We start from the raw sequence: 25,973 nt of genomic DNA, 5'->3' as shown, positions 1-25,973 counted from the left end.
CCTAGCTCGCGTCTGCTCGCTCACTCGCCTGCGGCATGAGGCCGCGCAAGACCTCCAGGAGGCCCGTGCGGCCCGCGAGCGTCCGATGCGCGGTGTCGAAGCGGATGCGCCCCTGGGCCATGCCCTGGGTCATCTCCTGGTACAGGGTCGCGATCTCCTTGGGCATGCCGTAGCCGGCGAGGGTGTCGGCCATGGCGGCGAGAGGCGCTTCGGCGACCTGGATCGTTCGCCCTGTCAGTGTAGAGAGCGCCGCGGCCGCGTCGTTCATGGAGAACGGGGAGCCGAGGTTGGTGACCCCCCTCGCGCGTTCAACGAGGAGCGTGGCCGCCAGCTCTCCGATGTCCTTGGTGGCGACCATCGCAATCGGGAAGGACGCAGGGAGAAAGCTCGGCAGGACATCTTGCGCGAGCGCGCCGAGCGAAGCGCCGAGGTTCTCCATGAAGTAGGCCGCCCTGAGCGACGCGAGCGAGAGGCCTGGCACCCGACCGAGCTCTTCCTCCGCCTCGTGCAAGCCGACGATGGGTCCCGTGCCGCCCTCGAGCTCGGCGCCCACAGACGACAAGAGCACGGCGTGCGGGAGGTTGGCGTCCGCCACGGCCGCCGCCATGGCCTTCACGGTATCGCGCTGGTAGCCGCGAAAAGAGGCCGCCGCGAGGTTCGGCGGCAAGAGCAGATACGCCGAGTCGGCGCCGCGGAGCGCCGCCGCAAGGGCCGCGCGATCACCAAGGTCAGCGACCGCCACCTCCGCGCCGCGCGCGGCGAAGCTCGCCCCCTTCTTCGCGTCGCGCACCACGACGCGAACCTTTTCGCCCCGCGCGAGGAGGCGGTCAGCGGTGACGTTGCCTGTGTTTCCCGTAACGCCTGTAACGACGATCATGACGTTCCCTTTCACGAATGAGCGCCCGCCGAGCGAACCCGCCTGGGCTGCGGCGTCGAGCACGGGGACTCTGAGGCCGTTCTATTCATCCATCCAATGCATTATTGTCATGACAAACATGCACCAGCCGCATCTCTCGGGCGTCGACCTAAATCTCCTGCTGGTGCTGGGCGCGCTCCTCGACGACGCTCACGTTACGCGCGCCGGCCGCCGGCTCGGTCTATCCCAGTCCGCGACGAGCCACGCGCTGGCTCGGCTGCGCGATCGACTCGCCGATCCTCTCTTCGTACGGTCCGGTCGCCGACTCCTGCCGACGCCCCGTGCCGAGGCACTTCGTGAGCCGCTACGCGACGCGCTAGAGCGGCTCGGTCAGGTGCTCGCGCCACCGGCGACCATCGACGCGAAGACGTTGCGACGAACGTTCACCATAAGCGCCGCCGACTACACGCAGCTCGTCCTGCTCCCAGGGCTCACGCGCCTGTTGGCCGAAGAAGCGCCGGCGGTAGACCTTTGGGTCCGTGAGGGTGGCCAGGACGCGATTCGGGGCCGGCTCCTTGGCGGCGAGACCGACGTCGCCATCACCCCGGACGCGACGCCGCCGCCGGGCATTCGTTCCGAGCGCCTCTTTCGTGAGCGCTTCGTGGTCATCGTTCGCAAAGGTCACCCGCTGGTGAAGAAGACGTTGCCCCTCGCGCTCTACGCGTCGTTACCCCACGCGTTTATCGCTCCCGGCGGTACGCGGGGCGGCGTCGTCGACGAAGCGCTCGCCGAAAGAGGCCTCACGCGTCGCGTGGCCGTGGCGGTGCCGAACTTCCTCGTCGTGCCGCACCTCGTCGCATCGTCAGACCTCATCGCGACGGTCGGCGCGCGCGTGGCGGAGCGAGCCGCGACGCACTTGCCACTTCGGGTCCTTGCGCCGCCGCTCAAGGTTCGCGACTTCGAGATGCGCCTCTTGTGGCATCAGCGCTACGACCGAGACGGCGCCCACGAGCTCTTGCGTTCGCTCGTCCGACGCGCCGCAGCGGACCTCTAGTGTGGTGAATCAGAAGTTCATCGGCAGAATTGCGTGGCCCATGCGCTGCGAGGGACGTGCAATTCTGCGGTCTTGCCACTGCTCTGCTCGCTCCACTGTCCATCTCGACGCGATGGCGAATCTTCGATTCGCCACACTCGTTCGCCACACTCGGAGGCGCGAGCTAGCCGGGCCGAGGCCGCTCGAAGAGCGTCCGCGCCAGAGCGACGTCGCGTGCAATCTGCGCCTTGAGCGCGTCGAGGCCGTCGAAGCGCATCTCGTCTCGTAGCCGCTCCAGGATCTCGATGCGCAGGCGCCGGCCGTAGAGGTCGCCTTCGAAATCGAGGACGTGCACCTCGAGGCTCTCGCGGAGGCCGTCGGCGACGGTCGGTCTCACGCCGCGATTGAACACGCCGAAGCCGAGCACGCTCGCCTCTTCCGCGAGGGAGCCTTCTTGGCTCTCGATGCCGAGGACGCGCACGGCGTACACGCCCCGCGGCGGCACGATCTCGACGGCTCCCGCGATGTTGGCCGTCGGAAAGCCGAGCGAGCGTCCGCGCTGCGCGCCCGTGACGACGAGGCCCGCGAAGGAGTGAGGGCGCCCGAGCAGCTCGTGAATCGTGCGCGTGTCTCCGCCGATGGCCGCTTGCCGCGCGCGGGAGCTCGAGAAGCGGCCGAGCGCGTCTTCTGCGAGGGGGTGCGCCACCGCTTCGAAGCCCATCGCTTCGCCGAACCTGCGCAACATGTCGAGGTCGCCGGCGCGCGCGTGACCGAAACGAAAGTTCTGACCCACGACGACGACTCTCGCGCCGAGCGTTTGGACCAAGAGGCCTTCGGCGAACTCGCGCGGGCTCGTCTGCGCAAACGCGTGATCGAACTCACGCACGGCCACGCGGTCAGCCTCCGCGAGCAGGAGGGCACCGCGGCGCGGCATGGCCGTGAGGCAGGGAGGCGGCTCGCGTCCGAGCGCGACGGCGGGATGCGGATCGAAGGTGAGGACCACCGTCGCAAGGCCCTGCGCGGAAGCGAGCCGGCGAGCTTCTGCCAAGACCGATTGATGACCGCGATGGACGCCGTCGAAGTTGCCGATGACCACGACGGATCGCTCAGGCCATGGGTCGGGCTGGGCCGCCGGCGCGGGCGGGCCGACGATGCGGCGCGCTCGAAGGGCAAAACGTCCGTCCGTGGGGGCTGCGGGAGCCATCGCTGGCACTCTTACCATTTATGCCGGCGACCTCGATCTCGACGCGAGATCGGTCTATCTTCCGCGGCCATGTTCGCCCTCGTGAAAAGGCTCTCCATCACCGCGCTGATGACCCTCCTGGCCACGCTCTTGTTCGCGGGCTCGGCCCGCGCGGCCGGCAGCGCCCGCCTCAAGAACAACGAGGTCACCGAGAACGGTGGCGCGTGGCGCATCCACGTGACCGTCGAGCTCCCCAAGGCGCCGTCCTTGGCTCACGTGCCTATGAAGTTCATCTTCTCGAAGACCATGGTCTACGAGCGCGCGCAGATCGACGGCAGCAAGGACCCGGTCATCAACCGCGTGGCGCTCAAGAACCAGCCGCCGCAGATCGAGAGCATGGAGGTGAGCTTCACCAACGCCATGGGCAAGATCTGGAAGGGCACGAGCTTCGATTTCTCGCTGCCGCGCGATCGCGGCTACGAAGCCGGCGAATACGAGCTCCAGCTGCGCACATCCGACGGCACCGAGATCGGCGGCAAGATGCGGGTCATCCTGAAGGGCGACAACCCCGTCGTCGATCGTCGAAGCATCACCTTCGACGCCAAGAAGAAGGGCATCGAGAAGGTCAACGACGGCGAGACCGGCAAACCGAAGAAGGAAGAGAACGACTCGAAGTTCGAGATGCAGTCGCAAGAGGTCACGCCGGTTGGAACGGCGGCGCCCTTCGTCTCGAAGGACGCGTATGAGAAGACGCCGGAGGAGACCATCAAGGAGCGCCCGAAGGGATGCGGCTGCGATGTGCCCGGCGGCGCCTCGGTGCCCGGCCTCTTGCAAAGCGCGGGCGCCGTCATGGCGTTGTTCGCCTTCGCGCGACGTCGTCGAGGCCGCGCCGAGTGACCCCGGCGCAGGCCCTCGAGGAAGCGAAGCGAGGGGACCTAAGGCCGGTCTACCTCGTGTTCGGTGACGAGCGGTTTCTGCGGGACCAGGTCATCAAGGAGCTGCGTGCAGCGGCCCTGGGCTCCGGCATCGCAGCGTTCAACGAGGACCGCTTCACCGCCGGGGAGGCCGACGTTTCCAAGGTGATCGCCGCGGCGCGAACGGTGCCGATGATGGCACCACGGCGGTTCGTGATGGTCAGCAGCCTCGAGCGATGGGAGGCGTCGGAAGGCGACGCTGCGCCGTTCGATCGGCTCGCGGAATACGTGCAGGCTCCGATTGCGGAGACCTGCCTAGTGCTCTCCGCGGGCAAGCTCGACGGGCGTCGTCGCCTCGCCGCCATCGCCAAGAAGCAGGGCTTTGCCGTCGACTGCACGCCGCTCGATCGTCGCGAGCTTCCGCATTGGATCAGCGAGCGCGCGCGTGGCCTCGGGCATCCCATCGAGCACGAGGTGGCTGACCTTCTGGCGGAGCTCGTCGGTCCCGAGCTCGGCCCGGTGGCCGACGCCCTCGAGCGCCTCTCGCTCTACGTGGGCCCCGGCGAACCGCTCTCGGAGGCCGCCGTGGGCCACACCATCACGCGCATCCGAGCGCAGGACACCTGGGCGGTCGTTGAGGCGGTTCGAAATCGCAACCTCGCAGCGGGCCTCAAGGCCCTCGCCGACGCCTTCGATCCACGCGATCGAGGCCTGCCGCTCTTGGGCGCGCTCGCGTGGTCGCTGCGCCAGCTGGCCCGTTTCCAGGCGGAGCTCGCCGGCGGCGCCTCGACCGAGGAGGCGGCCAAGCGCGCAGGCGTCTTCCAGCCCTTTCGCGCGCGGGAACTCGGCAAGCTCGCCTCAGCCGTCCCGTCACGCGAGGTGGAGCGGTGGCTCCTCGTACTCTCGGAAGCGGATCTCGCGCTGAAGGGCTCGCGGCGACCGCCGGACGCCGTCCTCGAGGAGATGCTTACGCGGCTCTGCCGTCCGGCGGGTCCCGCGGCCAGCAAGGCCGCGAGCCGCTGAGGAAAGCGCACAGCCGCGCAAACCGCTCATTCGCCCTTGCCAAAACGCCCAAAACGACCATGATCGAAGGCATGGACATCCTGTCCACCAATCGGGTCGCGGCACTCCTCGGCGTAAGCGAGGCGACGGTCAAGCGTTGGTCCGACGCCGGGACCCTCAAGTGCTTCAAGACCGCCGGCGGCCACCGCAAGTTCCGGCTGCGCGACGTTCGCGCGTTCCTCTCCGATCAACGTGACGACGCCCCGATGGACGTCGGCTCGGTCACGACGCTGTCGACGGAGCAAACGGAGGTGCGCTCTCTGGCCCTCAACGCCGACGTCGACGGGCTCGTCTCGTTCGTCGCGAGCCAGCGCCTGCGAGGAGCCTCCATGGCCGAGACGTTCGACCGGGTCTTCGCGCCGGCCCTCGCGGACATCGGGGAAAGCTGGGCTCGGGGGCGGCTCAGCGCGGCGCAGGAGCACATCGCGTCGGGGGCCGTGGGGGACATGTTGGCGCGCCTTCGGCCCGTGGTCGAGCGCGGCTCGCGCGTAGACCGCGGACGAGCGTTGTGCGCTTGCCTCGGTGAAGAGCGCCACGAGCTTGGCGTACGCATGGCCGCCATCGTGCTGGCGGGAGAGGGATTTCGCGTCGCGACCGCCGGCGCAACCGTGCCCGCATCGGACATCGCCATGATGGTGGCGGGCCATGCGCCAGCGCTGCTCGTCTTGAGCGCTTCCGAATGCGCGGATGCCGCCGGCCTCGCGGCGGACCTCGCGATCGTCGCCGACGCCGCGCCCCCGGGCCGCACCCGCATCGTGACCGGGGGCGCCGGCTTCCAGAAGCTCGTCGCGCTGCCCGCGTCGGTGGAGTGTTTCAGCTCGCTGGAGCGACTGGTTTTGGCCCTCCGAAACGGCCGCGACGAAGCGCGCGCCTAGCTCGTGGCCCCGGCTGCGCCCTTTGACGGGGGGCCTCGCTGGCCCTACTTTCCGAGGGGCCTCGAAGCGACTTTCTGCTAAACGACCTGACCCCTGCTCGGCAACCAGAAGGACCTCACGAACGTCTGCGCCAAACCGGCGGAATCGAAGGAGAACGAAGAGATGCACGTCCCCCCTCGGGTGATCCGGCCTCGCCTTGAATGGCTTGCCTCGAGCCCGCTACCCACGCGCCACGGAACCTTCACGACGCACGTTTTCGAAGAAACGACGGACGACGGCCTCACCAAGGAGCACGTCGTGCTCGCGATGGGAGACATCTCCGGCGAGGCGGCGCTCGTTCGCGTCCACTCTGAGTGCATGACGAGCGAGGTCTTCGGGTCGCTCAAATGCGACTGCAAAGAGCAACTCGAGCACGCCTTGGCCGAGATCGGACGGCGCGGGCGCGGCGCCGTGATCTACCTACGGCAGGAGGGCCGCGGCATCGGCCTGGCCAACAAGATCCGCGCCTACGAGCTCCAGGCTCGCGGCCACGACACCGTCGACGCAAACCGCATGTTGGGCCTCCCCGACGATGCGCGCCGCTACGATGTCGCCGCCGATCTGCTGCGGCACTTCAACGTCGCCAGCATCCTCCTGGTCACGAACAACCCGGAGAAGGTCGCGGGCCTTCGTGCCCTGGGCGTGCGCGTCGACGGGCGCGTCGGTGTGGTCATCGCGCCAACGCCGTTCTCGCAGGGCTACCTGGAAGCGAAGCGGGTTCGCATGAAGCACGATCTGCCGCACGACGCGCCGACGGCCTTCGCGCATCCGCCCTTGAAGCTAGCTTCCGGCGACGCCGAATAGTGGCACCCCTGCGACCCTAGCGCTCGAGGAGGCGCTGGCGCCGCAGGCGGGGAGATCGGCTACTTCGGCGCCGTGGTGGGGGCGCATGTAGAGACGCCGGCCCCCACGATGCGTTGCGGCACGCTCGCCACGAGCTTCGTCGTGCTGTCGGCGGGGTCGTACTTGAAGACGTCGGTGCTCGTGCCCGGCCCGACGAACAAATAGAAGACGCCCCCCCAAAACGCGAAGGCGAAATTCGAGCTGCCAGGGTCGTAGTTGATGCTCGACTGAGGCGCCTGCGAGATGAGCTTCGCCGACGCCTTGTCGATCTGCGCGACCGAGTAGGGCGAGCCCTCAAAGGCGCCGAAGAGCCTGGCGTCCCCCGTTCCCGTAAGCTCGGCCCGAGCCTTGAGCTTGTCGTACGGGCCGACCTTCGTGAGCGTGAGCGTGCTCGTATCGATGGTGGCCAGGCTCGGAAAAATCGCGTCGGACACAAAGAGCTTCTCGTCGGTGCCGCCGATGGCGTCGGTCGAGAAGCCCATGCCGAAGTTCACCGAGAAGCCCTGCTGGTTCGGCAAGAACGCCGTGGGCTTGCAGCTGGCGTCACGGGTGTCGACCTTGACGAGGGCCCCAGTGACCTGAAGCACCCAGGCGAACGCGTTGCGGTCGATGGCCATCGAGTAGACGGCGCCCGAGCACTTGATCGGACCCACGCTCGTAAAGGACGCGCTCGGCGGATCGAAGCGATAGAGCACGCCGTCGGCGTCGATCACAAAGACGTATTGCGTCTCCTTCGGGCACCGCGGATCGCCCCCGCTCGTGGCCCCATCCGCCGCCATGATGCCGGCGTCCGCGAACGTACCCGGCAAGACGCCGCCGTCGCGCGACGCGAGTTCCTGTCGTGGCGAGGTCCCGCAGGAGAGGGCTGCCAAGGCGAACGTCGCGGCGGTCGCCATCGCGATGCCGTTGAATCTCGCGCGCCTCGCGTGTCTCGCCCTTCGCATCGCCGCTCTTTACCACTTGGCCAAGAACCTTCCAGTGCGGCGGCGCCGAGGGCACGTCGATTCCCGGCGTCGGCGAAGGCGAAGCCGTCGCCGGAGAGAGACACGTTTCGAGTAGCCGTCGCGGCAAAACGGCGCTCCACTGGTCGTCGATGCGGATCGCGCTCACCTACAATCTCAAGCTCTCCAACGCCGAAGAAGAAGCCGAGTTCGATGCGCCAGAGACCATCGAAGCGCTGTCGGCGGCGATGGCGCGAGCGGGTCACCAGGTCGAACGCGTGGAGGTCTCGGGCCCCGCTTCGCATCTCGTCGCGCGACTCGAGGCCTTCGCGCCCGATCTCATCTTCAACACCGCCGAAGGGCGCCGCGGCCGCATGCGACGCGGCTTCTACGCGGCCCTCTTTGAAGAGCTCGGCATGGTCGCCACGGGCGCCGACGCCTACACGCTCTGCATCACGCTCGACAAGACGCTGACCAAGAAGACACTCGCAGGCTTCGGGATTCCGAGCCCCCGGGGCCGACTCCTGACGCGTGCGTCGCTGCGCGATGGCGGCCTCGACGACCTCCCCTTCCCGGTCATCGTGAAACCGAACTTCGAAGGCTCATCCAAGGGCATCTTCCAAAGCAACGTCGCCGAGGACGCGATTCAGCTCGGGCGCGTCGTGGATCAGCTTCTGGCCAAATACCCGGAAGGAGTCGCCGTCGAACGCTACATCGCCGGCGTCGACGTACGCGTAAGCCGCATTGATGGCATCGCCACCCTTGCGCCCGTCGAGATCGACATCGCCGGCGAGTACAAGCGACGCTTCAACATTCTCGACTTCGAGCTCAAGCACAAACACCCAGAGGCGGTGCAGTTCCGGACGCTCGATGCCAAGGGCGCGACTCCGCCGGCCATCGGGCAGCAGGTCGCTGACCGCGTGAGCGCGCTCGCCGATCGAGCGTTCGACGCGCTCGGCATCCGCGATGTGGGCTCGATCGACTTCCGCGTAGGCCTCGACGGCGAGGTCTACTTCCTGAGCGCGACGGCCATCCCGAGCTTCGATCCCGACTCGGCGCTCTTCGTCGCGACCAAGAACCTGGGCATCGACTACACGGGCACCGTGATGGCCGTCGTACGCGCCGCCGCGGCGCGCTCGGGCCTCTTGCCGCTCCTCGACGCGACGAAGCCGCGCTCGCGGTCGCGCCGGACTGCGCTCCGCGTCGGCTTTGCCTTCAACATGAAGCGCATCGAGTCGTCGAACGGCGACGACCGCGAAGCTGAGTACGACAGCCCCGAGACCATCGACGCGATCTCCAAGGCCATCGAGAGCCACGGGCACACGGTCGTGCCGCTGGAAGCGACGGTGGACTTCCCTCGGGTGCTGACCAGCGCCAACGTCGACGTGGTCTTCAACATCGCTGAGGGCATCAGCGGCCGCAACCGCGAGGCTCAGGTGCCGAACCTCTGCGAGCTCTTGGGAGTTCCCTTCTCGGGCAGCGACTCGGCGACCTTATCGATCTGCCTCGACAAGACCTTGTGCAAGCGGATGCTCCGCGACGTCGACACGCCGGGCTTCCAGCTGCTCGTGACAGGTCGCGAGAAGCTTCGCCCCCTTCGCTACCCGGTCATCGTAAAACCAAACGCCGAGGGAACGAGCAAGGGCATCTCGCTCAAGAGCGTCGCCGACGACGAGACGCGCGTTCGTGAACTGGCGCGCGAAATAATCGAACGTTACGGTCAGCCCGCCATCGTCGAGGAGTACATCAAGGGGCGCGAGTTCACCGTCGGCCTCCTCGGTGAGCGCCGGCCCCGCGTGCTCCCGCCGATGGAGGTCATCTTCCTCGGAGGCCACCAGCGACCCGTCTACGACTACGAGTGCAAGCAGGAGTGGGAGAAGCACGTTCGCTACGAGTGCCCTGCGCAGCTCACCAAGGAAGAACTGCGCGCCATCGAGCGCGTCTGCCGCACCACGTTCATGCAACTCGGTTGCCGCGACGTCGCGCGCATCGACCTTCGCATGACGCCTGAGGGCAAGATCTATGTGCTGGAGGTCAACCCGCTGCCGGGGCTCACGCCCGACTACAGCGATCTGTGCCTCATCGCCAACGCCATCGGTATCGACTACCACACGCTCATCGGCGAAATCATGAGCGGAGCCATCAAGCGTTGGCGCGAGCGAACCTTTGGCGAGCGTGACCGCGACGTGGAGTCGGAGCGACGCCCCTCCGGCGAGCCTCAAGGCGCGACCGCCGCGGCGCCGCCACCCGCCGCCAGCGCCGCCCTTGCCGAGACCCCGGCGACACCGCCCACCGCCGCCAACTAAGCGCTATGCGGCTACCGACCGTCTTCGCCGCCCTTGTGTCGACCCTCTGCCTCGCGCCGTCGGCGAGGGCTCAGGCACCGTCGATCGACGCGCGAACCTTTCAGCCGTCGACCGATCCCGCCGCGAGCCTGTCGCTCGAGCCCGTCGCCGTCGCCGCCAAGGGAACATTTTCCCTCGGCGCCTTCACGCACTACTCTCACCGGCCCGTGACGGTGCGACGCTCCGATACGGGCGACGTCGTCAGCCGCCCCGTCGAGCACCTCCTCGGTGGTGACTTCGTCGGCGGTCTTGGGCTCGGGACGTCCTCGCTGGGTATTGCCGTTCCGTACGTGGCCGCGCAATCCGGCGACACCGGCCTCGATCGGCGCATCTCAGAGAGCGGGCGGGCGCCGCTAGCGGCCATCGGCGATGTCGCCGTCGAGGCGAAGGCCCCGTTTGTGAGCTACGACACCGCTGGCTTTGCGCTCGGCATGAAGACACGCTTCACCTTGCCAACGGGCGATCGCGCGAGCTTCGCGGGGGCCGGCACAACGAAGGTCGAGCTGAGGTTGCTTGCTGAATACAACCTCGTCGTCGCGTCGGCGCACGGGAGCCTCGGCTACGCCGGGCGCCTCGACGAGGTGCGCTTCCCCGCCGGCACGGGCCCCACCATCGGCGACGAGCTCCCCTTCGCCGCGGGCCTTCGCGTGCGGCCGAAGCTCATCGGCCTCGACCCCGACGACCGTCAACTGCTCGAGGTGGCGGTTCGTGGGGCGGTGCCGCTCCACCCCGTCGGTCCCTTCGGGGCCGGCGAAGCGGGGAGCGCGTCGTTGACGCCGGTGCTCTTGGGGCTCTCCGACCGCATCGGGTTCGCGGAAACGAAGGACGTCTTCGTGCTGGCTGGCCTCGACGTCGGCCTCACGAGCGCGCTGGGTGTGCCCGCCGTGCGCGGCATCATCGCGCTCGGCTGGTCTCCGCGCGAAAACGACATGGACCACGACGGCGTTCGCGACGATCGGGATCAATGTCCCGAGATTGCCGAAGATCGCGACGGCTTCGAAGACGACGACGGTTGTCCCGAGATCGACGACGACAACGACGGCGTGCTTGACACCGTCGACGCCTGCCCCCGCGTGGAGGGCGTCGAGCAGCCCGGCCCACGGAACGGCTGCCCCGCCCCCGACGCCGACAAGGACGGCGTCGCCGACGCGCAAGACGCTTGCCCACGCGAGGCAGGCTCCGACAACGCCGACGCACGCCTCCGCGGATGCCCTGCACGTGACCGCGACAGGGACGGCATCGACGACCTTGTCGACAAGTGCCCCGACGTCGCGGAAGACAAGGATGGTCACGCCGACGAGGACGGCTGCCCCGACAACGATGACGACGCCGACGGCGTGCCCGATGGAGCCGATGCGTGCCCCAAGGAGCGGGGTGAGCCGTCGGCCGACCCGACGCGTAGCGGGTGTCCGATTCGCGACCGCGATGGCGACACCTTTCCCGATGAAGCGGATCGGTGTCCTTCCGAGGCGGAGACCTTCAACGGAGTTGAAGACGACGACGGGTGCCCGGAAGCGGGACCGGCGCGCGGCGCGCCGCTGGTGCGCGTCGACGGGACGCCGGCGAAGTCCACGGTGCGTCTCGCGAGGCCGCTCAAGTTCGTCGGCGCCTCTCCGTCAGAGCTCGCGCTCGATGCATCGTCGCGAACGACCCTGCGTGCACTGGCCGTGCTGCTCAACGGGCGGCGCGACGCCATCATGACCGTGGGGGCCCGCCCGGCATCGCCGAAGGACGAAGAGGCCGCGGCGGCCCGCGCCGCGCTCGTCGTGAAAGAGGTCCGCGGCTTCGCGCTCCGGCACGATGTGGCTGAGACCGTGGCGTGGGACTCCGTCAAGGGCGAGCCTGGGGCGGCCGCGAGCGGCATCGGCCTTGGACTCATCAAGTTGCCGAAGCCATGAGGCGTGTCCTTCGGGCCTCGTTGGCCGCGGGTCTCGTGATGACTCCGCTCCTGTGTGGCCTCCTGTTCGCGACGGAGGACGCAGAAGCACAGGTTCGCAGACGGCCTTCGCCGCGCCCCCCGTCGGCGGCGCCGGCTCCCTTCGATGCGGGCAACGCCCTTCGTACGCACGTGGGCATCGACCGCGCACTCATCTTGCTCCGCTCGACGGACGCCGACGAACGCCTCCGTGGCCTCGAGCGCGCCGCCGCGATCGGTGGCGCCGAGGCTCGCATCGTGCTGGCCCAGGCGGTGGCCAACGTCGACGCGTCGGACCCCATCACCGGCGTGGCACGACGCGATGGGCGCGCCCTCCTGGCGGCGACGCGGGGCCTCGCGAGCGAGCTCATGCGCGAGGCGGCGCGAGAGCGTGCCGAGGGCGTGGCACCATCGCTTGAAGGCGACGGCGGCCTTTCCGTGGCCGGCGGGCGCACGCTCGCGCTCATGAGCGCGCTCCTACCCGTGCTCGATCCGGGTCCGACGCGGAGCCGCACAGACGCGGTTCGCGTGGAGCTCTTCGAAATGGCGCGCGGCGTAGCCGCTCGCGCGCTGGCGTTGTCGGGCGACGTACGTGCCGTCGAAGCGCTCAGCAAGTTCGCGGAGGAGCGCTCGCCGGCGGGAGAGGCGGCGCGAAGCGCGCTCCTTGCGCTCGCCGAGGGTGCCGGCGTGGCGACGTGGCTCACGGCAACCAACGCCTCGCCGTGGCTGATCTACCTCGCGGGCCGCTGCGCCGACTATCGCGCGCTGCCCATCCTTCGGCCGTTCGTCCTCTCGACGGCGAAGCCCGCGATGCGGGCCGCTGCGATTGTCGCCCTCGCCGAGCTGAACGCGGCGGGCGTCGCGGACGTGGCGCGGAGCCTCCTCAAGGACGCAGACCCAGCGGTTCGCACCGCCGCGACGCGCGCTCTCGTTCGCGTCGGGGCTCGGGATGCAGCCGCGGTCTTGGCCATCCTGCTCACCGACGACGTCACCGCGGAAGAGGCCGTCGAACTCTCGGCGCGCGCCGACGACGTCGCCGTGGCCAACGCGCTCGCGGAGCGCGTGAAACGCTCCAGCGCCGTCGCAACTCGGCGGCGCGCCCTTGCTGCCCTGGTGCATCAGAGCTCCGACGCCGCGGCGGCACACCTGGCAACGTTCGTTTCTGACGTCACGCTCCGCAACGACGCCATAGGGGCGCTTGGGCGCTCACGCGCGGCAGCAGCGACCGGCGCCCTCGAGGCCCTGCTCCGCGAACCGGCGATGAGGCGCCTCGCGATCCGAGGGCTCTTGCTCCGGAGCCTTGTTCACGGCACGGGCCGTGAGCGTACCCTTGCTGCCGCGGCGTCCATCGCTTCCACCGGCCGCGCGACCGACCGCGCGCTGACTATCCAGACGTACGTGGCGCTCGGGGCCATGCGCCTCGAGGAGGCTCTTACCGAGACCTCGGCGATCGTGCGCACCGGCGCCATCATGGGGGCGCTGCGCCACGACGATGCGCGAACCTGCCGCACACTGGCCGAGCAGCTGCCCCGCGAGACGGACCCAACGGCCCGGACCTTGCTCGCCGCGGCGTTCCCATGCGGCCCTCGCGGCGTGACAGTGCCTTCGAGCGAATTGTGGGCGCGGGCGCGCGATGGCGGCGCCGACGCTCCGCTCGCGTGGCTCATGCTCGCGAGCAGGGCCAGCGATCGCGATGCCGTGGAGCTCGAGGGCGCCCTCGCCTCGGGGGACTCCGTCATTCGTTCCCACGTGGCCCGGGGCCTCTCGCTTGGAACGCGCGAAGACACGCCCGGCCGACTCGCGCGGGCCCTCACCTACGAAAGCGATGCGACGACGCGGCTCGCGTTGGTGAGCGCGCTCGCCACCTTTGGTTGGGACACGCCGAGCGGCAGGGAGGCGCTCGGAACAGCCCTCGCGTGGGATCCAGCACCCGACGTGCGGGAGCGAGCCGAGCGCGCCATGAGCGGTCGCCCGCCGCTCACGCCGAAGGAGCCGAGAGACGTGGCCTGGCTGAGTCTCGCCACGGCGACCGGCGGCAGCGGCGGCGCGGGGCTGGCGACGGTCCTGCGCTCGGATGGGCTCGCGCTTCCTATTGCCTTTGACGAAGACGGCTTGGCCTTGGTGCCCGGTCTGCCCCCGGGCGCCATTACGCTTCGCCTTGCGCCGCGCGTGCCCCTTGAGTAGGCCCGGAGGATGACGAGTCGGCCTCCCGTTCCCGCGCCTTCACCCTCCACGTCGCCGGACGCGCCCGGGTCGTTCGAGGCGTCCATGAAGCGGCTCTCGGAGATCGTGACGACGCTCGAGCGCGGCGAGCTCCCCCTTGAGGACACGATCGGCCTCTTCGAAGAGGGCGTGAAGCTGTCCGTCGCCGCGCAGACACGCCTCGATTCGGCGCAAAAGCGCGTCGAAGAGCTTTTGAGCGTCGACGACTCGGGCAAGCCGCGCACGGCCCCGTTTGCGCTTCGCGACGAGTGAGTCGCTGCGTTTTTCACCAGACGCGCAGCGCGTGGTAGAACTCACGAGCTGTCCGCCGTGAAGAAAACCGACACTCCGCTCACCGTCGTCGTCCCCTCCCCGAGCGCCGATCAGCCTTCGTGGGTGCGCGTTGGGATCGTGGCGGTCATCGGCTTCGCCGTCGGCGTCGCTTGGCCAAAGCTCGCGGGGGTGAGGCTCGGTCCTAACGCGCCGGCGAGCGCCGAAGGCCAGGCGAGCGCTACCCCGGCACCGTCGGGCGGCGCGAGCGCGAGCCCGCAAGGCGCCTTTGGGAAGCCGGCGTCCAAGGTCGAACCGGCGCCATCGGCCAGCCTCGTCGCGGCGACGCCGCCGAGCGCGGCCCCAACGGGGAGTGCGGCGGCCGCGGCCACCACGCTGACCGTCAAGCCCGGCGTCATCGTCGGCTGCAAGAACGAGGCGGGCGAGAAGCTCTCCGGCAAGGCCTGCGGCGCCCTCGGCCTCGATGCGCTCTTCGTGCCTCGCCTCAAGCGCCTCGCTGCGTGCCCCGCGGCCATCGGCGCCGAGGGCAAGCTCTCGCCGAGCTTCCACCTGGATTTCGAGCGAAGCAAGTTCATCATCCAGATGGGCACGAAGAACACCGTCGACAACGTCGACAGCTTCAGCGCCTGCATTGGCGGGGCTTTCGAGAAGGTCTCCATCAATGCGGTGACCCATGAGCACCCGCGCTACTCGGTGCAGTACCAGCTCATCTTTGCCAAGCAGGAAGAGGGCGCGAAGGAGAAGGACCACGCCAAGGTCGCCGTTGGGAGCAAGGACATCCCGACGGGCTCCGGAGCCGCCGCCGAGACCGGCGAAGCGAAGATCGCCTGGGACAGCTCCATTGTTCGTGACACGCCACGCACCGGCCAGATCGTCGGCCGTCTCCCTCGCGGAACGGCCGTCAAGGTGCTCGCGTCCGAGAACAATTGGTACAAGGTCCGCGGCGGAACGACCGAAGGCTGGGTGTACCGGGGCGCGATCGGCCGCTAGCCGGGCCTAGCCCGTGCGCTAGCCGCGCGGCGTCACGGCGACGATGATGATGCCGCCCTTGTAGCTTTGACCGGCGATGAAGAACGGCTCGTCGACCTTGGGAGCGACGGGTGGCAATTCGGAGCCCGACAGCGACGGCACGATCGTCTGGGCGCCAGCGCCGTCGATCTTGAGAAGCAACGTCAAGGCGGCGTTGTTCGGCAACGTGACTTTCGGCGCCGCCTTCGGGTCGAGGGCCAGACTGTGCTTCTCACCGACCTGGGTGAACTTGTTGTAGGCGTTGAAGGGAGGGTTCTTGAGCTGCTTCAGGCCAAGCGGCGCATCGGGCGCTGCGGCTCCCGGCACGGTCTCCGCATGAATCACGAGCACTTCAGCCTTCGCGACCGACTTCTTCTGCGCCAGCGCGCCCTGCGCGGCGAAGGCGAAGATTCCGGCGATGGCGACCATGAACACGCGGCGACCGATTGCACGTCGTGTCATTTGGTACCTCCCGCCTTGTCGTCTCCAAGCCAAATCACCACGCTCGGCGCAACCTCGCCCATCCCCGGCACAACGATGACGCTGACGTTCGAAGAGCTTGGCGCCGCCGGCACCACGGCCGCCACGGTCTCGGCCGGCGTCGGCACCGCCGGAGCAACGACCGCTGGCGTGGGGGCCTTTTGAGCCACTGGCGCCTTCGCTCCGTCTGAAGGTTCGCGCGTCATGAAGAAGACGCCGGCGGCGGCGGCCACGAGCGCAGCCACGACGCTGAAGGTCTTTCGGCGTCGCGACGCCAAGTCGACGACGTTCGATTCGTCGTGGGACTTTTCGAGAGGGGCCGCGGCAATGCGCGCCATGATGGCGTCGGTCATGATGGGAATGTGCCGCGCCGCTTCGACAACGCGCACGCACTGTCCGAGAACATCAAGTTCTGCAAGGACCCGTGCGGCGTCGGGGTTCGCCTGAACGAGCCGCAGAACCTCCGCGCGCTCGGTGTCATCGAGCTCGCCATCGGCGAACGCCATGAGCTTCTGAAGAGTCGTTTCATCGAGTGTCACGACTCGTCTCCCTCGCCCGCATTCGGCCCGTCAACCGTCGCGGCGGTCTCTGCGCCTTCGCCCGGCAACGCCCCGACGTGCTCTTGATAGCAGTCGGCGAGCGCTCGCTGGAGCTTCTGACGTGCGTGAAACAGGCGGCTCATGATGGTTCCCTTGGACACTCCCATGGCCTGAGCCATTTCCTCGTAGCTCAGACCTTCGATCTCTCTCATGACGATGACGCCGCGGTGGTAGGTCGGGAGAGCGTCGAGCGCCTTTTGTAGACGCTCACCGATCTCCTTGCGCTTGACGACCTCGACGGGGTCAGCGCCTTCCACACGGCTAAGGAAGGGAAATAAGGCTTCCTGGTCTTCTTCGAGCTCCAGGCGACCTTCGTCGAGCTCCGTGACGCGATGGCCCGGCCGCCGGAGAAGGTCGATGCTGAGGTTCGTGATGATCCGATACAGCCAAGTAAAGAAGCTAGAGGTGCCCTGAAAGCTGCCTAAGGATTTGTAGACGCGCAAAAAGGCGTCTTGAACGAGCTCTCGAGCGTCGTTCTCGTCTTTGACGAGCGAAAGGGCGATGCCGTAGGCCCTCCGCTGATGCCGCTCCACGAGCTTCCGAAAGGCCGCCGTGTCGCCTGCCTGAGCCTTCGCGATGAGGCCCCGGTCTTCTTCCGCCTCCTTCTGCCTTTGTTCCTTTTGTTTCGACGCCGAAAACTCGACGCTATTCACAGGACTTGAGGGCGGCGGTGCGGTCGCTGGGCGGTCCTTCTGGGAAGGCGCGTCCTCCACCGGCAGCTGGTCGGGAGGCGCACCTCGCGCTGCGTTGGGAGAACGACCGTTCATGTCGTACTACGGCCTCGAGCCCGTTGAACCGACAGGAAGTTCAAGCGCCACAGCCAACTGGGGACGCTGGAGTTCCGGCGCGGTTCGTGAGCTGACTCAAGGCGGTCCCTTTCTCGGCGGAGCAGGTTCAGCGACGGGAAGCCGTAGCCAACCCCGTCGCGGAGCAGCGTAGTTCACCAGGAAGGCCCGGCACAAGGAAGCATCCGGCGGACGCGGTCGCGTCGGTCAGCGCTTGAGCTGCTCCTGGTAACGCTCGCGGAGGTCATTGTGGACCTGGGCCAAGAGCCGTTCTTCGTCGCCACTAAGGTTGCCCTTGGTCTTTTCTTCCAAAAGACCAATAAGTTCAATTGTTTGCCTAGCAAGTGGCAGGTTCCGTTCGGTGGCGTGCGTCTCCGGATGCGGCGCGTCGCCGAGGTGGAGGAGCGCCGAATGACTGAGCGACAACACGAAGGTCGCAAAGTCGATGGTCGGCAGCTCCTCTTGCTCCTTGCCGGTCATGCGCCGTGTCCACCGAGCGCCGGCTGGGGGGTCACGACGGTGTCGGATTGGGCCTCGAGATCGGGCAGCTGGTGGGCAGCCTTTTCGACGTCCTTTTCGTTCAGCGTCCCGTTCTTGAGGTTGCGCTCTCGGACGCGAATGTCCCAGTCCCACGCGTTGATGGCTTTCGTCTGGCTCATGGTGATTCCTCGTTTTGATGCGGATTTCCGCCGAAAATGGTCAATTAAGCAGCTTGGGATCGTTCTTCTTGCCGAGCTGGAGGAGCGGGATGGGCTCTTCCTCGGCGCCAATTTCGCTCAGCACCTCGTCGAGGTCTGACGCGGCTTGCGTGATTTCGGCTTCCGTCGCCTGGCGAACTTCCTGGATTTCCACGCTGTAGTGGAGCGCCACGCCGGCCAACGGATGGTTGGCGTCCACACGGACGCTCTCGGCTTGGACGTCCACCACGCGCAAAACAACCTCGTCACCATCGGCATCTTCGGCCACCAGCTCGTCGCCAACCTCGACGCTCGCCGGGTCGGGCAGCTCGCTGCGGTCGATGTCGACGACCAGCTCCTCGTCGCGGAGCCCAAAGCCGTCTTCGGCGGCAACGTGGATTTCCTTGCGGTCCCCTGCCGAGAGGCCCACCAAGGCCGCCTCCAGGCCGGCCACGATCATCCCGTAGCCGTGGACGTAACAGATGGGCTCGCCCCCCTCCGCGTCGCTGGCGTCGAGGACCTCACCGGTATCGCTCCGGAGGGTGTAAGCGAGGGTCACGTGGGAGTTGGGCTGGATGGCTAACCGCGTCATGCCGTACCATAGGGCGCCCTGGTCAGGTCGGCGCCAGGCGGTGGTAGCGCGAAGCGCTCCGGAGCTCAACCCGAGCCTTCCCACACCGAGACAAGAGCGAACTTTCATGGGCGAGCGGGAGTGGAGGCGCGGCAGACGGAAGCCACCAGGCCCACCGCCCGGATTGGATCCGAACGACACGGGAAAGGCCCTTGAGCCGCCCGCGGCGGAGGTCCTGGCACGCCTCGACGAGCAGCTCGATGGGGCAACCCCGCCCGACGGCGCGCCCGTTGAACCCGAACGGCGTACCGGAGAAGGCCTCGAGGGGCGATGGCGTGCCCGGTCGACGCAGACAGCCACGGCGCGCGGCGGTCGCACGGCGCCAACGCCGGCCTTTCACGACACGAAGCCGCGCTTCGTGCCTCCCGACGAATCGACCGACCCAGGCTACGCGGAGGAGCTTGCGCCGGCTCTTCAGGACTTCGCGGCGGATCCGCGCTTTGCTCCACCCGCGCCGACCGCCGGTCCGCCCGCCGGTCCGCCCGCCGCAAGAGCGCGCTCCTCCGCGAGCGCGCAGGATGCGTCCGCCACCGCCAACGATGCGTTGAAGGCGAAGCACCCTCGTCCGGCGTCGCCCACGTTGCCGACAGGCCAGCCGCTGCCCACCGATCCGCCGACGCTCGCTCGCGTGACCGTGGGCCGTGAGCTCGCCGTCGACGCGCTCGACGCGTTCGGAACCTTCGTTCGACCCGAGCTCGCCTCGATACCGCACGTGGAGGAAGCCGAGGACGAGGGAGCTCGCGACGTCACGACGTTCGAGGCTCTCCTCCGACGCTACGGCGAAGACTTCGACGACGACGACAACCGCATCGCGCTCGAAATGATGGCGGAGAAGCTCGACCGATGGAGCGAAATCGTCGTGGCTGCGAAGCGCCACTTGGCGCGCCTCACGGGCACGAGCGGCGAGGATCGCATTTGGGCGCACCTGTCGATCTGGAACGAACGCGCGCGCGGCGAGCGTTCCGGGGCGCCTCACTCGGCGCCGCTGGCGGCGACCCCGGCCCCGGGCGGCGAACCGGATCTGTTCGGCATCTTTGCGGGACGAACGTTCGAACCTCCCCCTATCGGAAGCGAGGGCCTCTTTCATTGGACTCCGCCGGCCGACGAAGAGTCCGCTGAAGAGCTCTCCGCCGACGACCTCGAGGGTGCCGACAGCGAGCGCGAGCCCGAGTCCATCGAGATCATCGACGACGAACCCGTGTCGTCCGATGAGGCCGAGCTCATCGCCGACGGCGACGAGCTTGAGGACGTGGCGGGACCGACCACCGAGGCCGAGCCGTCGGGGCCTCGTGACCTTGAGCCGCAAAGCGCGGCCGCGCCGGCGGCGAGCGAGCGAATGTTCGCTCGCTCCGATGTCGCGCGAGATTCGCGGACACTGTTTTCGCCCGTGGCGCCGGTGCCGACGGCGACGGAACGCGAGCTGCCGCTCGACGCCGACGACCTCTTGGACGACGACGGTTCCGCCGTGGCGCCCCGCGCCGGCTCGGACGCCGACATCGGCGCCCGGGGCGACGCCCGCCGCGCCGCCGAGAACGCCATCGCACGGGACCTTCGCCTCGGACGACAAACCGCCACGAAGACGGCGATGAACCCGCGGCCAGCGCCAGCGATGCGCGAAGCGCCTCCGGCGAAACCTCAAGCCATCGATCCCTCGGTGCTGAGGTCTGGGGAGTTTGAGGCGGCGCTTGGTCGCGCCTCGTCCGACGAAGAGCGGGCGCGTATCCTCCTGGAGCGCGGCCGCCGCGAGCTCAAGCAAGGGCAACAAGCGCGCGCCATCGACACCTACCGCGACGCGCTCACCTTCGACACGCAATGCCGCGAGGCGCTCGAGGCCTTGGAGGCGCTCTATCGCGAGACCCGCAACGCGACGCGCCTCATCGAGATCCTCGAGCAGAAGCTCGACCTCGCGAAGACCGACCCGCAACGCGTGGATGTCCTCGTGAGCCTCGCGGAGATCTACGAAAAGGATCGCGGCGACACGGTAGGCGCTCTCGAACGGCTCGAAGCGGCCCACGCGCTACAGCCCCGCAACGCGGCGCCGATCGTGGCCATGGCGCGCGTCCACGAGGCCGTTGGAGACTTCGCGCTGGTCGTCGCCGATCTGCGCAAGCTGCTGCGCGGCGAGGCGTCGCGCAGCGAGAAGCTCGACCTGCTCCTCAAGATCGCGGCCCTGGAGGAACAGAAGCTCGACGATCCGGTGGCGGCCGTCGAAACTTTCGAACAGATCGTGGACGCGCATCCTCAATACAAGGGCGCCTTCGACGATCTCGCTCGGCTCGCGGAGAAGAGCGGAAGTTGGAAGGCGCGCGCAAAGCTCCTCGAACATCAGGTGGAGCTGTCGAAGGAGCCCCGAAAACAGGCGCAACTCCTCGTTGAGCTGGGCGACCTCTTGGCGCAGGCGGAGCGCGATCCCAAAGCCGCCAAGAAGCACTACGAGCGCGCGGCGAAGGTTTTCCCGTCGCTGTCGTCGTCGTGGCGCGGGCTCGAGCAGCTCGCCATCTGGGCCAACGAACCGGAGCGTGCCGAGTTCTTCCTCGAACAGCGCGTGCGTCACACCAGTGACCTCGCGGAGCGAGCCTGCGTCCTCATCGAGCTGGCGCAATACCGAGCGGTGGCCCTCAACAAGCACGACGAGTCGCTGACGGCTTTCGAGCTGGCGCACAAGGCGGACCCCACGAACGCCGTCGCTGCCTCGGCGCTCCTCAGCCACTTCGTCGCGGGCAAGCGCTTCGCTGACGCAGCGGTCCTTTGCGACGTCCTCTATCGGGCCGCGACCAAGGCGGACGATAGGCCCCGCATGCTCGAAATCTTGGACACCTCATGGGACGTGGCCACAGCGATGGGGAACCGGGGGCAACTGCTCGCGGTCGCCGCGGCACGCTTCCGCCTAGCCTCCGACGACACCGAGGTGCGAAGGCTCTTCCTTGAGACGGCTTCGGCGGCTCGTGACAACGATGAGGCGCTACGGCGCGTGCGACCGGCGCTTGAGCTTGCGCTCGACCGCACGGGCAACGACCTCGCGGCGCTCTCGGTCCTCGGCGAGCTCTTCCGCGCCGCCGGCGACGTCGCCCTCGCGGAGAACTGCTTCGAGCGCGTTCTCTTGGGTAACCCCGTCGACGCGGCGGCGCTCACGTTCCTCTCGCAGCGGGCGGAGGTACGAAACGACTTCCGACGCGCCGCATCGCTGAAGGAGCGCCTCGCGCACGAGCTCCCCGACGACGGCGAGCGCTTCGACCTCTTGTTGTCGGCTGGTGATCTCTGGCTTCGCGCGAAAGGGCAGGTTGCCACGGCGCTCCGAGCCTACGAAGAAGCGCTCGATCTACGGCCGCGCGACCAGCTCCTCCTGCGAACGCTGGCGGGCCTCTACACAGACCAAGAGGCTTGGGAGCGCGTCGCGCCCATCCAACGAGCGTTGTGTGAGATCGAGGTCGAGCCCGATCGCAAGGCGAAGATGCTGACGTCGCTGGCGCAGCTCCTCGAGGATCGCATCGGCGATGCGACGGCGGCGACCGACGCCCTCGAAGAGGCGCTCGAGCTTGACGCCACGCGACTCGACGCCTTCGAGCGGCTCGTGCGGCTCTACACGCGGCAAAAGGACTGGATCGGTTTGTCGACAGCCTACCGGCAGATGCTCGGGCGCCTCGACGAGGCGAAAGATCCGAAGCTCGCCTACGCGCTCAACCACCAACTCGGTCTCGTCTATCGCGATCGAATCGGGGATGCGGAACGCGCGCTCAAGTGCTTCACGCAGGCGGCCACGCTGCGCCCCGACGACCTGGAGGCGCGCAAGATCGTCACCGAGCTTCTCGTCGTCACCGAGCGGCTCGACGCCGCCGTCGAGGTCGCGCGCGCGACGCTGAAGAAGGACCCGACGGACCAGCAGCTCTACCGAGACCTGTACGAGCTCTTCTTGCGAGCGCACGCCTACGACAAGGCGTGGTGCGTGGCCGAAGCCATGAGCGTGCTGGGACCGCTGACGGACACGGAGCGGCAGTTCGTCGAGGACTACCCACCGGTCGACCCGAGCGAGATTCCTGCCTCGCTGCTCGCGACCGCGTGGCCGACGCACGTGCATCACGCCGATCTCGATCGAACCATTTCAAGCGCGCTGCAGATCGCCGTCTCGGTGTACTTGCGGGCGCGGCTCCAACAAGCTGCCCCGCCGCCGCTCGGCACGCCCCTCGACCAGGATCCCTCGCCGGAAGCCGCGCGTGTGCTGCAGGCGTTCAAGAACGCCGCCGAAGTTCTCGCCTGCCAGATGCCCGCGCTTCATGGGAGTCCGGTGCCGGGGCCGCTCTTCTCCACCGTTCTCGCGATTCATCCGACGCTCACCATCTCGCTCGCGACATCCCAAACGGTCTCCAACGACACGTTGAACTTCTTGGCCACGAAGCGACTCGCGGAGCAGCAGCCAGCCTTGCGCGCCCGCTCGCTCTTTCCGTCGGTGCAGGAGCTCAAGCAGCTCTTCTTCACGACCACGCAGCTTGCGACCACGGGCCCAACCTCGATGATGCGGCCCGGTTGGGACGGAGGCCTCGGCGCCGTCATGACGCCGGACGAGCGGGCCGCACTGCGTGGCCTTGTGGCCGGCGTGGCCACAACGGGCCAGAAGCTAGACGTGAAGCGATGGCTGCAATTGGCTGAGGTCACGGCGATGCGCGCCGGCCTCCTCATTTGCGGCAGCGTGCTTACAGCGCAACGAGCCATGGGCCTCGAGCCGCGCATGCCCGACGACCTGCCGGCGACGCAGTGGCTCTCGGAGCTGGGCATGTACGCTGCCAGCGAACAGTACTTCGAGCTCCGCGAAACCATTCACGTCGCCATCTGACGCGAACGAGCTCGGTGAGAAGCCGCGCCGTCAGGCGATCGGAGGAAGCGTCGTCGACGCCGGCGCGCCCGAGCCGAGCCCGACCCGCGCCTCGAGTCCGCGCACACCCGTGACGTGCTCGCGCCACTCGCTCGGGGCGACGACGGGTGCATCGCCGGGCCGTTGAGTCGTGGCGCGCCCGCTTGCGACCAGCTCAAGGCTGCGCAGCGCACGTAAGGAGGCCGGGGGCCTCTCGGTCGGGCGATCTTGGTCGGACATGGTTCCTCCTAACGCTCCCCCTTCGTGGAAGAACGGAGGGTTCGCCGAGGGCTTAAGGGCGCGTCGCGCTTCGACAACGCTCGCGCGCAAGCGCACACTGTGCGGAGAAGGTGCGGAGAAGGCGCGGAGATGGCGCGGAGATGGCGCGCTCGTTCAGATCTCGTCGGGACTGCCGATGCGACCAAGGATGGCGCTCGCGGCGACCACGAGCGGGCTCGCCAAATAGACCTTGCCGGGGCCGCTTCGACCAGGGAAGTTGCGGTTCTGCGAGCTGATGGTGACTTGGTCGGGCGAGTCGCTCACGCCCGGCCCCGCCTTGATGCAAGCGCCGCACGAAGGGTCGACGAGCTCGGCGCCCACCTTCGCGAAGACATCGAGGTAGCCCTTGGCCTCGGCGTAGCGCCGGATCTCCTGCGAGCCAAACTGCAGGTACAAGTGCACGCCGTTCGCGACCCGCTTGCCCTTCTTGAGGGCCGCCGCGAGGACCTCGGCGTACATGTCCATGTCGGCCTTCTTGCCGCCGGTGCACGAGCCGCCGTAGGCGATGTTCACGGGCGCGCGGCCGGAGGCCATCAGCTCGGTGAGCGCCACGCCATTTCGCGGATCGCCAGGCGTCGCCACCATCGGCACGATGGTCGAGAGCTCAATGTCGAAGGTCGCCACATAGTCAGCGCCCTCGTCGGCGCGGACGATTCGCTTTCGAACCTCGTCGGCCTTCGCCCCGCGCTGCGTGACCAGGTAGTCGACGACGACGTCGTCGGCCTCCACGATGCCCGTGAAGCCGCCCGCTTCGACGGCCATGTTGGTGAGCGTGGCGCGCTCGTCGAGAGACATGGCGAAGACGCCGTCGCCGGCAAACTCAAGCACCTTTCCGATGCCCTGCCCCGACTTGAAGAAGGGCTGGGCGAGGATGTGGAGCATCACGTCCTTGGCACACACGCCAGCCTTCATCCGGCCGCGCAAGACGAAGCGCGCCGTCTCGGGCACCGTGACGCGAACGTCTTTCGTGTACCAGGCGCTGGCCATGTCGGTGGAGCCAACGCCGAAGGCGAAGCATCCGAGCGCGCCAGCCATGCACGTGTGCGAATCGGTCCCGATGACGAGTTGCCCCGGCAGCGCGATCTCCTCGATGACCTTGGTGTGGCAGATGGCTTCCGAGCCCACGAGGCGACCGTCGCGGTAGACCTCGCCGTAGAGCTTGATGCCCTGCCGCTTCGAGAAGTCGTCCTGCACCGTCGCCAGCTGCTTCGCCTGCGGCTCAAGGCCCATGTCGCGATGTTGCTTGGGCATCACGAGGTCGAGGAACGTCAGGTGGTCGCGGAACGCAAAGACGCTCGATGGGTCGGTGACCTTGGCCTCTTCGCCCATCTCGGCGCGGAAGATCGCGTCGGCCATCGGCGTCACGTACTCGTGCGAGAAGCGCACGTCAGTGCGGGCGAAGAAGGCGTCGCCAGGCTTCACAGCGAGGGCGCCTTCGCGACCTGTCTTGGTGTTGACGATGGCGTGAGCCGCCAAGATCTTTTCGCAGAGGGTCATCTTGCGCGCCGGCGTTGCAACAGCTGGCGGTGCGACATGCCCGCGAGGCGCGCGCGGTTGTAGGCGAAGAGACCGCCGTGCTCGACGATGCCGGCGCTGATGGCGTCGAGGCCGCGAGTGAACTCCGCCATCGGGATCGCTTCGCCGCGCTCGATACGCGGTAAGAGCCCGAAGTCGGTGCTCGTGAGCAGCCCGATGTTCTGGGCGTTCTGGCGATAGATCTTCTCGATGCTCTTCGCGATGACGAGCTGCACGCCGGCCTTGAGCTCGCTGTAGGGGGCGGTCTCGCGTGAAGAGCCACAGCCCTTGGAGATGCCGCTCACGACGACTCCGAAGCCGCCGCCTTTGAGCGAGTCCTTCTTGATCAGGCCACCGCGCAAGCCGATGAGCGAATAGCGGGCGAGCGTCTCGTCGTAGTAGTAGCAGACCCAACCGGGCGTGATCTCGTCGGTGGAGATGCTCCCGATGAGAGCGCGCTCCGGATCGAACGCGATCGACGAGCCGCCGAGCTGCGCCTCGAGCAGCGACGCGTCCTCGGTCAGGTAAAGGGTGCGGCCCTTGATCCGAACGCTCTTGGCCTCGCCGCTCGCTTGCTCACTCATCCGGCCGCTCCCTCATCGATGCCCCCGGCTCGTGGTTACCACGGTGCGGAGGCGACGGCAGCGGGCGCGG

The 25,973-nt window shown here is 68.0% G+C and carries 20 protein-coding genes and 1 pseudogene; 11 read left to right on the top strand and 10 right to left on the bottom strand.

All coding sequences use genetic code 11. The features are described from left to right. Window position 1 precedes the first annotated feature (1 nt). Entirely contained in the window at window positions 2–877 is an 876-nt protein-coding gene (locus IPG50_23805; protein MBK6695209.1) for an NmrA family NAD(P)-binding protein, read from the bottom strand. A gap of 118 nt (window positions 878–995) precedes the next feature. On the opposite strand from IPG50_23805, the gene IPG50_23800 reads away from it, so the two are divergent. Next, on the top strand, window positions 996–1,910 hold the full coding sequence (locus IPG50_23800) for a LysR family transcriptional regulator (GenBank protein MBK6695208.1): 915 nt from the start codon (window positions 996–998) through the stop codon (window positions 1,908–1,910). A 163-nt stretch (window positions 1,911–2,073) separates the two neighbouring features. On the opposite strand, the gene IPG50_23795 is transcribed toward IPG50_23800, so the two are convergent. Further along, entirely contained in the window at window positions 2,074–3,093 is a 1,020-nt protein-coding gene (locus tag IPG50_23795) for a bifunctional riboflavin kinase/FAD synthetase (GenBank protein MBK6695207.1), read from the bottom strand. A 69-nt stretch (window positions 3,094–3,162) separates the two neighbouring features. On the opposite strand from IPG50_23795, the gene IPG50_23790 reads away from it, so the two are divergent. The 4 genes from IPG50_23790 to ribA all read left to right on the top strand — a co-directional run bounded on the left by IPG50_23790 (window position 3,163) and on the right by ribA (window position 6,766). Continuing rightward, window positions 3,163–3,969, top strand: coding sequence for a hypothetical protein (locus tag IPG50_23790; protein ID MBK6695206.1), 807 nt, complete (start codon window positions 3,163–3,165; stop codon window positions 3,967–3,969). After that, window positions 3,966–5,009 carry a DNA polymerase III subunit delta gene (holA, locus tag IPG50_23785; protein ID MBK6695205.1) on the top strand — a complete coding sequence of 348 codons (1,044 nt, stop codon included), beginning with the start codon at window positions 3,966–3,968 and terminating at the stop codon, window positions 5,007–5,009. The genes IPG50_23790 and holA overlap by 4 nt, the downstream gene beginning before the upstream one ends. 59 nt (window positions 5,010–5,068) lie before the next feature. Further along, a complete protein-coding gene (locus IPG50_23780) occupies window positions 5,069–5,923 on the top strand; it encodes a helix-turn-helix domain-containing protein (protein ID MBK6695204.1) in 855 nt (284 codons plus the stop codon). Window positions 5,924–6,085: 162 nt separating this feature from the next. Further along, the gene (gene ribA, locus IPG50_23775; protein ID MBK6695203.1) at window positions 6,086–6,766 is read left to right on the top strand and encodes a GTP cyclohydrolase II; all 681 of its coding nucleotides are present in this window, start codon (window positions 6,086–6,088) and stop codon (window positions 6,764–6,766) included. Between the two features lie 59 nt (window positions 6,767–6,825). Here ribA and IPG50_23770 read toward each other — a convergent pair whose 3' ends face one another. Next, a complete protein-coding gene (locus IPG50_23770; GenBank protein MBK6695202.1) occupies window positions 6,826–7,749 on the bottom strand; it encodes a hypothetical protein in 924 nt (307 codons plus the stop codon). A 149-nt stretch (window positions 7,750–7,898) separates the two neighbouring features. Between IPG50_23770 and IPG50_23765 the strand changes: the two genes are divergently transcribed. Genes IPG50_23765 through IPG50_23745 form a run of 5 tightly spaced genes read left to right on the top strand, consistent with a single transcriptional unit; the run spans window position 7,899 to window position 15,489 of the window. Further along, window positions 7,899–10,052 carry an ATP-grasp domain-containing protein gene (locus IPG50_23765; GenBank protein ID MBK6695201.1) on the top strand — a complete coding sequence of 718 codons (2,154 nt, stop codon included), beginning with the start codon at window positions 7,899–7,901 and terminating at the stop codon, window positions 10,050–10,052. A 5-nt stretch (window positions 10,053–10,057) separates the two neighbouring features. Then, on the top strand, window positions 10,058–11,989 hold the full coding sequence (locus IPG50_23760; protein MBK6695200.1) for a thrombospondin type 3 repeat-containing protein: 1,932 nt from the start codon (window positions 10,058–10,060) through the stop codon (window positions 11,987–11,989). Beyond that, window positions 11,986–14,190 (top strand): HEAT repeat domain-containing protein, encoded by a 2,205-nt coding sequence (locus IPG50_23755; GenBank protein MBK6695199.1) that lies wholly within the window; start codon window positions 11,986–11,988, stop codon window positions 14,188–14,190. Before IPG50_23760 ends, IPG50_23755 begins: the two co-directional genes overlap by 4 nt. Before the next feature lie 9 nt (window positions 14,191–14,199). Further along, window positions 14,200–14,481: an exodeoxyribonuclease VII small subunit gene (gene xseB, locus IPG50_23750; GenBank protein ID MBK6695198.1), complete on the top strand. Its 282-nt coding sequence runs from the start codon at window positions 14,200–14,202 to the stop codon at window positions 14,479–14,481. A gap of 57 nt (window positions 14,482–14,538) precedes the next feature. Next, complete coding sequence (locus IPG50_23745; protein MBK6695197.1) at window positions 14,539–15,489, top strand: SH3 domain-containing protein; 951 nt, start codon at window positions 14,539–14,541, stop codon at window positions 15,487–15,489. An 18-nt stretch (window positions 15,490–15,507) separates the two neighbouring features. On the opposite strand, the gene IPG50_23740 is transcribed toward IPG50_23745, so the two are convergent. The 6 genes from IPG50_23740 to IPG50_23715 form a co-directional block, all read right to left on the bottom strand. Then, a complete protein-coding gene (locus IPG50_23740; GenBank protein ID MBK6695196.1) occupies window positions 15,508–15,969 on the bottom strand; it encodes a hypothetical protein in 462 nt (153 codons plus the stop codon). After that, on the bottom strand, window positions 15,966–16,526 hold the full coding sequence (locus IPG50_23735; protein MBK6695195.1) for a hypothetical protein: 561 nt from the start codon (window positions 16,524–16,526) through the stop codon (window positions 15,966–15,968). The genes IPG50_23740 and IPG50_23735 overlap by 4 nt, the downstream gene beginning before the upstream one ends. Continuing rightward, the gene (locus tag IPG50_23730) at window positions 16,523–17,353 is read right to left on the bottom strand and encodes a sigma-70 family RNA polymerase sigma factor (protein ID MBK6695194.1); all 831 of its coding nucleotides are present in this window, start codon (window positions 17,351–17,353) and stop codon (window positions 16,523–16,525) included. The genes IPG50_23735 and IPG50_23730 overlap by 4 nt, the downstream gene beginning before the upstream one ends. Window positions 17,354–17,578: 225 nt before the next feature. After that, window positions 17,579–17,851, bottom strand: a complete 273-nt coding sequence (locus IPG50_23725) for a DUF1844 domain-containing protein (GenBank protein ID MBK6695193.1) — start codon at window positions 17,849–17,851, stop codon at window positions 17,579–17,581. Continuing rightward, complete coding sequence (locus tag IPG50_23720) at window positions 17,848–18,030, bottom strand: hypothetical protein (protein ID MBK6695192.1); 183 nt, start codon at window positions 18,028–18,030, stop codon at window positions 17,848–17,850. Before IPG50_23720 ends, IPG50_23725 begins: the two co-directional genes overlap by 4 nt. Window positions 18,031–18,070: 40 nt before the next feature. Continuing rightward, a complete protein-coding gene (locus IPG50_23715) occupies window positions 18,071–18,640 on the bottom strand; it encodes a peptidylprolyl isomerase (protein ID MBK6695191.1) in 570 nt (189 codons plus the stop codon). A gap of 163 nt (window positions 18,641–18,803) precedes the next feature. Between IPG50_23715 and IPG50_23710 the strand changes: the two genes are divergently transcribed. After that, window positions 18,804–23,507, top strand: a complete 4,704-nt coding sequence (locus tag IPG50_23710; protein MBK6695190.1) for a hypothetical protein — start codon at window positions 18,804–18,806, stop codon at window positions 23,505–23,507. A 411-nt stretch (window positions 23,508–23,918) separates the two neighbouring features. On the opposite strand, the pseudogene IPG50_23705 reads toward IPG50_23710, so the two are convergent. Continuing rightward, window positions 23,919–25,903: pseudogene (locus IPG50_23705) on the bottom strand (3-isopropylmalate dehydratase). Between the last annotated feature and the right edge of the window lie 70 nt (window positions 25,904–25,973).

The organism is Myxococcales bacterium, from assembly GCA_016703425.1.
In the GTDB taxonomy this organism is placed as follows: domain Bacteria; phylum Myxococcota_A; class Polyangia; order Polyangiales; family Polyangiaceae; genus JADJCA01.
This window is presented reverse-complemented; position numbering and strand designations above follow the sequence as displayed.

Coding starts and splice junctions, on each gene's coding strand:
- xseB (MBK6695198.1), top strand. CDS start 14,200: ATGACGAGTCGGCCTCCCGTTCCCGCGCCTTCACCCTCCACGTCGCCG.
- IPG50_23770 (MBK6695202.1), bottom strand. CDS start 7,749: ATGCGAAGGGCGAGACACGCGAGGCGCGCGAGATTCAACGGCATCGCG.
- IPG50_23800 (MBK6695208.1), top strand. CDS start 996: ATGCACCAGCCGCATCTCTCGGGCGTCGACCTAAATCTCCTGCTGGTG.
- IPG50_23805 (MBK6695209.1), bottom strand. CDS start 877: ATGATCGTCGTTACAGGCGTTACGGGAAACACAGGCAACGTCACCGCT.
- IPG50_23725 (MBK6695193.1), bottom strand. CDS start 17,851: ATGACCGGCAAGGAGCAAGAGGAGCTGCCGACCATCGACTTTGCGACC.
- IPG50_23720 (MBK6695192.1), bottom strand. CDS start 18,030: ATGAGCCAGACGAAAGCCATCAACGCGTGGGACTGGGACATTCGCGTC.
- IPG50_23795 (MBK6695207.1), bottom strand. CDS start 3,093: ATGGCTCCCGCAGCCCCCACGGACGGACGTTTTGCCCTTCGAGCGCGC.
- IPG50_23730 (MBK6695194.1), bottom strand. CDS start 17,353: ATGAACGGTCGTTCTCCCAACGCAGCGCGAGGTGCGCCTCCCGACCAG.
- IPG50_23760 (MBK6695200.1), top strand. CDS start 10,058: ATGCGGCTACCGACCGTCTTCGCCGCCCTTGTGTCGACCCTCTGCCTC.
- IPG50_23755 (MBK6695199.1), top strand. CDS start 11,986: ATGAGGCGTGTCCTTCGGGCCTCGTTGGCCGCGGGTCTCGTGATGACT.
- IPG50_23780 (MBK6695204.1), top strand. CDS start 5,069: ATGATCGAAGGCATGGACATCCTGTCCACCAATCGGGTCGCGGCACTC.
- ribA (MBK6695203.1), top strand. CDS start 6,086: ATGCACGTCCCCCCTCGGGTGATCCGGCCTCGCCTTGAATGGCTTGCC.
- IPG50_23740 (MBK6695196.1), bottom strand. CDS start 15,969: ATGACACGACGTGCAATCGGTCGCCGCGTGTTCATGGTCGCCATCGCC.
- IPG50_23715 (MBK6695191.1), bottom strand. CDS start 18,640: ATGACGCGGTTAGCCATCCAGCCCAACTCCCACGTGACCCTCGCTTAC.
- IPG50_23790 (MBK6695206.1), top strand. CDS start 3,163: ATGTTCGCCCTCGTGAAAAGGCTCTCCATCACCGCGCTGATGACCCTC.
- IPG50_23765 (MBK6695201.1), top strand. CDS start 7,899: ATGCGGATCGCGCTCACCTACAATCTCAAGCTCTCCAACGCCGAAGAA.